The sequence below is a fragment of the Brunnivagina elsteri CCALA 953 genome (assembly GCF_002289455.1).
GTDB classification, from domain to species: domain Bacteria; phylum Cyanobacteriota; class Cyanobacteriia; order Cyanobacteriales; family Nostocaceae; genus Brunnivagina; species Brunnivagina elsteri.
Map to the genome: position 1 here is coordinate 1 of NZ_NTFS01000366.1, position 6,600 is coordinate 6,600.

6 protein-coding genes and 1 pseudogene are annotated in these 6,600 nt (G+C 40.9%); 3 read left to right on the top strand and 4 right to left on the bottom strand.

The window, feature by feature from the left end:
• Positions 1–179 precede the first annotated feature (179 nt).
• The 3 genes and pseudogenes from CK510_RS23925 to CK510_RS23940 form a co-directional block, all read right to left on the bottom strand.
• Positions 180–1,760, bottom strand: a complete 1,581-nt coding sequence (locus CK510_RS23925; RefSeq protein ID WP_211293284.1) for a M16 family metallopeptidase — start codon at positions 1,758–1,760, stop codon at positions 180–182.
• Between the two features lie 86 nt (positions 1,761–1,846).
• A pseudogene (locus CK510_RS23930) lies at positions 1,847–2,116 on the bottom strand (TetR/AcrR family transcriptional regulator); the annotation flags it as partial.
• A 130-nt stretch (positions 2,117–2,246) separates the two neighbouring features.
• A complete protein-coding gene (locus CK510_RS23940; protein WP_095724058.1) occupies positions 2,247–2,687 on the bottom strand; it encodes a DUF4332 domain-containing protein in 441 nt (146 codons plus the stop codon).
• Positions 2,688–2,800: 113 nt separating this feature from the next.
• Here CK510_RS23940 and CK510_RS23945 point away from each other — a divergent pair, with 113 nt between their 5' ends.
• The 3 genes from CK510_RS23945 (at position 2,801) to CK510_RS23955 (ending at position 6,003) form a co-directional block, all read left to right on the top strand.
• Positions 2,801–4,132: an aromatic ring-hydroxylating dioxygenase subunit alpha gene (locus tag CK510_RS23945; protein ID WP_095724059.1), complete on the top strand. Its 1,332-nt coding sequence runs from the start codon at positions 2,801–2,803 to the stop codon at positions 4,130–4,132.
• Between the two features lie 108 nt (positions 4,133–4,240).
• Positions 4,241–4,513: a hypothetical protein gene (locus CK510_RS23950; RefSeq protein WP_095724060.1), complete on the top strand. Its 273-nt coding sequence runs from the start codon at positions 4,241–4,243 to the stop codon at positions 4,511–4,513.
• 128 nt (positions 4,514–4,641) lie between these two features.
• Positions 4,642–6,003, top strand: a complete 1,362-nt coding sequence (locus tag CK510_RS23955) for an aminopeptidase P family protein (RefSeq protein WP_095724061.1) — start codon at positions 4,642–4,644, stop codon at positions 6,001–6,003.
• Positions 6,004–6,283: 280 nt separating this feature from the next.
• Here the strand turns inward: CK510_RS23955 and CK510_RS23960 are convergent, their stop codons facing one another.
• On the bottom strand, positions 6,284–6,535 hold the full coding sequence (locus tag CK510_RS23960) for a pentapeptide repeat-containing protein (protein ID WP_095724062.1): 252 nt from the start codon (positions 6,533–6,535) through the stop codon (positions 6,284–6,286).
• Positions 6,536–6,600 lie beyond the last annotated feature (65 nt).

A 6,600-nucleotide genomic window follows, 5' to 3' on the forward strand; every position in this document is an offset into this window, starting at 1 on the left:
CCCTAACCCTCCCCTTATTAAGGGGAGGGAACTGGATTTCTAGTTTGTTTCCCCCCTTTGCAAGGGGGGATTAAGGGGGGTAATTCCGAGATATCAGGGGGAACTGGATTTTTATTTTCCTTCCTTGAAAAGGGGGGTTAGGGGGGATTCAACAGATATTTTGGGTAATCGATCTGATTTCACTTCGACAACAACTTACCGATGGTGCGATTCTCCGGTGTAAACGTAGCTTTTGAAACTCGCTGTACATCCGTAGCTTTTACCATCGCTAATCGATCCAATTTCTTGAATAAATTTCGCCAGGAACCTGTTTTAACCTCATACTCCAATAACTCTTGTGCCATCCCCATATTAGAGTCGAGTTGTTGCACCAATTCCGCACGAGCTTGTGTCTTCACTCGATCTAATTCCGCAGATGTTACAGCTTCCGTTTTCAATCGCTCAATTTCCTTCCGCAACGCTACTGCCACTTGGTCAACCGATCGCCCTGGAGCCGTAAGTGCATAAAACAACATCAAATTAGGGTATTTATCACCAGGGAAACCGCTAAAACCTTGTGCTGCCAATGCTAATTGTTGTGTCTCAACCAAAGATTTATACAACCTTGAAGTTCGTCCATTACTGAGCAACCTGCCAATAATGTCATAAACAGCTTCATCGGGATGGGTGATTGCTGGACGGTGATATCCTTCTAAATACCAAGGTTGGGAAGCTAATTGTAAGGTGACTTCTCTTGTTTGAGTTTGTTTCGGCTCGATAGGAATATTTGATTTAGCTTTTGGTCTGGATTTATACCGACCAAAGTATGTTTGCGCCAATCGTTTGACTTCCTTCGGGTTCACATCACCAACTATAGCTACTGTGATATTACTAGGTACGTAGTATGTTGCAAAAAAGTTTTTGATATCGGCAGGTGTAAGATTGCGAATATCTTCATCGTAACCAATAACTGGACGACGGTAAGGATGGGTTTTGTATGCAGCGTCAGTAAATTTTTCGATCATCAAACCGATGGGAGAATTTTCTACCCGCAAGCGACGTTCTTCGAGAATTACATCTTTTTCTTTGAAAAATTCGCGACTAAGTACAGGCTCCAAAAATCTTTCCGACTCCAGCGACATCCACAACTCTAATTTATTTGAGGGGAAGCTATACAAATAACGGGTTGCTTCAGTGGAGGTATTTGCATTTAAACCAACTCCTCCAGCTTGTTCGACTATTTGCCCCAGTTCATTTTGTTTAACCAGTTTCGTCGCTTGCTTTTCAAGTTGTTGAAACTGAGCTTGTAATTTTGCCACTTCTTCGGTTTTTTTAGCAGCTTTAGCAGCAGTAATTTGTGTATTTAGCTGTTCCAATGCATCAAGAAGTGGTTTTTCTGCTTTGTAATCGGTTGTCCCGATGCGAGGTGTGCCTTTAAATGCCAAGTGTTCGAGAAAATGTGCTACACCCGTTTTACCATCAGGTTCATCCACACCACCGACATCAGCATAGGTCAAAAATGACACTACAGGTGCTTGGTGACGTTCCAAGACGATGAATTTCATCCCATTCGCAAGCTTAAACTCAGTTAAATTTTTAATGACTCGATCGAGATATGGTTGAATTGAAGATTGATTTCCAGGCTTATTTGTAGATTGACTAGAAGCGATATCTGAAGCTGGAACAGTCGGTAGTGCTGGGGTTTGAGCAAGTGCGACTTCCGGTAAAAAGCCCCATCCCAGAAAAACAACCGTTAGAAAAATTAACATTAATTGACGCATTGACTCTAATAATTGGTTTATCCTGGCGATTATTAAGTCTAGTAGTCGAGTGTATGTCAAACCCATATTTGTATTCATAAGCAAACAATAACCATTAATTTTACTTTGTAGCTGCCCATTTCACTTAGTTCCGTCAGCAAGTCGGTGAGAATTTCGATCCAACCTTGGGTTGCAACTTCAACCAAAATTGCTTTTTTATTGGGAAAATGACGAAATAAAGTACCTTCCGCTACGCTTGCTGTCTGGGCTAAATCGCGGGTAGTAGTGCCGTCAAATCCTTGTGCGGCAAACAAACGCTGTGCCGCTTCTAAGATGCGATCGCGGGCTTTTCCAACGAAACGATCGCATCTCCCGATGCCTCACCACAAGAACTTCAAGCAATGGCAGAAGGATTAGCTGATATCTTCCTCAATGGAGTATTGATAAAGAATTAGGGAATTGGGAATTGGGAATTGGGAATTGGGAATTGGGTAAAAACATTAACCACTAACCACTAACCATTTTCGCTTGCTGAGTCCACTGCTGGACAACCTCAACAGCAGGACATAAATCCCGTCGTTGCATAGTCGCTACCTGTAACCGTAAAACTTGCCTGTGCAAACGATGTGTGGGGGTTTGGGCTAATTGCATCACCGAACCAACTCCAGCATGAAGCAGTAACCCGCAATATTGAGTTCCCACACTGGGTACTCTGGCTAAATCTGCCAGCGCAATCCATTTATTTACATATTTCAGATTAATTTGTAATTGATTTGCTAATTCAATTCTCAATTGCGGTGTTTTCCCCTGGATAATCAGTTGATTTGTTGTGGAAATTCCGCAATTTTGCAGTTGTAATTTTTCCTCTTCGTTTAAACCGGGTAACTCTTTTATCGACCAATCACAGGATGAAATACGGTTTACCCTGGCTTGTTTTTGGGAATACATTATAAAAAACTCGAATATAGGCTCTTTTTACTATTGTGGCAAGTAAATAGCAAATTGCGATTTGGTAATTTTTATAATAAGAGTAAGCCTAAGTAAATATCACATCACGAATCATGCAAACTGAATTTAACTTTTTTCAACACTGGTATCCAGTTACGCCAATTGAAGACTTATATCCCAAAAAACCTACTCCTGTCACCATTTTGGGTATCCGACTTGTAATTTGGAAGCCCAAATCATCCGATACATACCAAGTATTTTTAGACCAATGCCCGCATCGTTTAGCACCATTAAGTGAAGGCAGAGTAGACGAAAAAACAGGTAATTTAATGTGCAGCTATCACGGGTGGCAATTTGATTTCCAAGGTACTTGCACCCATATGCCCCAAGCGGAAAACCCGGAAATTGTTAGTAAAAATAAAGACAATTTTTGCGTTGTCAGCTTACCCATTAGACAAGCCAATGATTTACTTTGGGTATGGCTTGATACTAATTCTAGGGAGCTTGCAGAGAATACCCCATTACCCTTATCGCCCAATATTGACGCTGGCAAAGGCTTTGTTTGGTCTTCAATGGTGCGCGATTTGGAATATGACTGGCAAACACTTGTAGAAAATGTTGCCGACCCCAGCCACGTACCCTTTGCCCATCACGGAGTACAAGGAAATCGCGATAAAGCCATACCTGTTCCCATCAGAATTTCCCAATCTACACCAAATTTAATTGAAGCGACAATTGAAAGATATTTGAAAAGTACAATCACCTTTGAACCACCTTGTCGTTTAGAATATGCAATTCAGTTTGGTAATTCCGGTAAACAACTGGGATTAGTCACCTACTGTATTCCCATCAGTCCAGGTAAATCGCGGATTGTTGCCCAGTTCCCGCGCAACTTCGCCAAAACCCTACACCGTTTCACTCCTCGTTGGTGGAGCCACATCACAGAACGTAATTTAGTTCTTGATGGGGATATGGTGCTTCTCCAACAGCAAGAATATTTGTTACAACAACGACAAGCTTTTGGCAGTTGGAAAACAGCTTATAAAATGCCGACGGGTGCAGACCGCTTAGTGATTGAATTTCGCCAATGGTTTGATAAATATTCTCAAGGGAAATTACCTTGGCATGAAGTTGGAATTAATGCTTTAGGTTACGCAAAAATTAATGAAGACCGCAAACAGGTTTTAAATCGTTATGAGCAGCATACTCAACATTGCAGCAGTTGTCGCGGTGCATTAAAAAATATTCAAATCTGGCAACTATTCCTTTTGGCATATTTTGCAGTCACGGTTGCAATTGTTGCAGTGCTACCGGATACATTCAGAATCAAAGTCGGCATCCCATTAGTTATTTCGGCGCTTTTAGGCTTAGGAATTTACGCAATTTTAAAGCTATGGTTAGAGCCAAAATTTTACTTTATTGATTACAATCACGCAGAAAAATAAGACTTTTTAGGGTTACTTACTTAAATTTTTAACTGTCACCTTTTCTATAAATGCTTCTACCCTAGAAAGGTGTTATTAACCCTTAGTAGAGAAAAGTAGAGAAAATCAATGTTGCAAAGAAACTTGAAGATTTCCCTATTAACAAGCAAACTGCTGGCAACTTTAGCATTTGCCAGCGTTTCGATAATTCTCGCAAGCTGCACTTCCACACCAGAAGTTCCGAAAACAGAGACTCAACAACAAGCACAACCCAACAGCTACAAAAGTCAATCGGAACAAAAACCAGTTCAAACAAACAACGATAAAGATGATAGAAATGACGACGACAAAGACAATGATAAAGATAGCGATCGCACCAAAGACAAAGATGATAAAAATTAATTAAATCATCACATTTAAACCCATTATTGTAGAGACGTTCCGGTGGAACGTCTTCTTTCTTAATTTCCCACATATCCAACAAATCGCACCTAACATATAAATAAAACCTATAATATTCTGATTTGCCCATGCCATTATCCCTAATCGAAAACCTCCGTCAACGTCGCCAAAAACTCTCAACCCTAATCGACTTCCCCGCAATTCTCTGGGCAGGAAACACCAATCCCCGCAACTTTCCCGCAAATGTATTTCCTTACCGTGCCAGCAGTCATTTCCTTTACTTTGCCGGATTACCCCTAGCAAATGCCGCTATCCATCTCCAAGCAGGTAAACTCCAACTCTTCATCGATGAACCCACAGCAAACAGCGCATTATGGCATGGAGAAACTGCCAAACGGGACGAAATAGCCGCACAAATCGGTGCAGATGCAGCTTACCCAATGGCAGAATTAGCCTCAAAAATCCCAGATGCTGCCACAATTGCTGTCCAAGATGCTGCCACATGGACACAACAAACCCAGCTATTCAACCGGATGATTTTACCGCAAATTCCACCCCAAGGTATAGATTTGGAATTAGCCAGGGCAATAGTAAAATTACGGTTAATTCATGATGAAGGTGCATTAATAGAATTGCGAAAAGCCTCTGCTGTCAGCGTCGCAGCCCATAAAGCCGGAATGGCAGCAGTCAGCAAATGCAAAACCGAAGCTGAAGTTCGGGCAGCAATGGAAAGCGTTATTATTGCCCATGACATGAAGACTTCCTACAACAGCATTGTCACCGTTCATGGTGAAATTTTGCACAACGAACATTACCATCATCCCATTCAACCCGGAGATTTACTGCTTGCTGATGTTGGTGCCGAAACTCCCACAGGTTGGGCAGGTGATATTACTCGCACATTTCCAACTTCCGGAAAATTTTCATCTACCCAAAGAGATATTTATGATGTGGTTTTAGCTGCACATGATGCATGTATTGCAGCGATGCATCCCGGAGTTGAGTATGCTGATATTCACCTTTTAGCTTGTCAAGTAATTGCAGAGGGATTGGTAGATTTAGGAATTTTGCAGGGTAAACCGGAAGAATTAGTTGAAAAAGACGTTCATGCGGTATTTTTTCCCCACGGAATCGGGCATTTACTTGGTTTAGACGTGCATGATATGGAAGATTTGGGGGATTTAGCGGGATATGAAGAAGGAAGAGACAGAAGTCAAAGATTTGGTTTGGGTTACTTACGATTAAATCGGACTTTGCGTGCGGGAATGTTAGTTACCATTGAACCAGGATTTTATCAAGTACCAGCAATTTTAAATTCAGCGCGATCGCATTATCAATATTTAATCAACTGGGAGCGTTTGCAACAGTTTGCCGATGTTCGAGGAATCCGCATCGAAGATGATGTATTGGTGACAGACACAGATGCAGATATTTTAACAAAAGAATTACCCACCGCAGCAAACGCGATCGAAGAATTAATTGCTCGCTAAATATATCCGACCTCTTTAAGTTAAAATAAGTAATCTCATGTAGGTTGGGGAGTCACTGCGTTGCGAGGGTTTCCCTCGTTATAGCAAGTGACGTTGAAGGCTTTGCGTAACCCAACACATGATATCGGGAAAATAGAAATTATTTAAGCCACAAAAATATCTAAACTCAACGATTAAGAGACGCTTCAAATAATTTATAAAATGTTGGGTTATGACGCAAATATAGATTTATTATATCGCTACAAATATCTGTTGTGCGTCTCCACTCAACCTACAATATTTACTTTTCTTCAAAATAAGCACCACGTTGCTTTAATTCCAATTGCATTACTACCGAAATTCCTTGATTCCATCCAAACCGAGTATTCTGCACATTTGCATGATTGAATTTGACATTAGTTAAATCAAACCCTCTCAAATCAGCACCTTCAATATTAGCATCTGTAAAATCTGCTGCCGTCAAATCTTTACCTTGAAATTTACCATTTATAATTTGCCAAACAACAAGCCATTTATAATCAATTGGGAGCATCCCACTTTTTATTTAGCGAGCAAAGATTAATCCATTAAGGTAAGCACAACGGTGAGCAATGACTT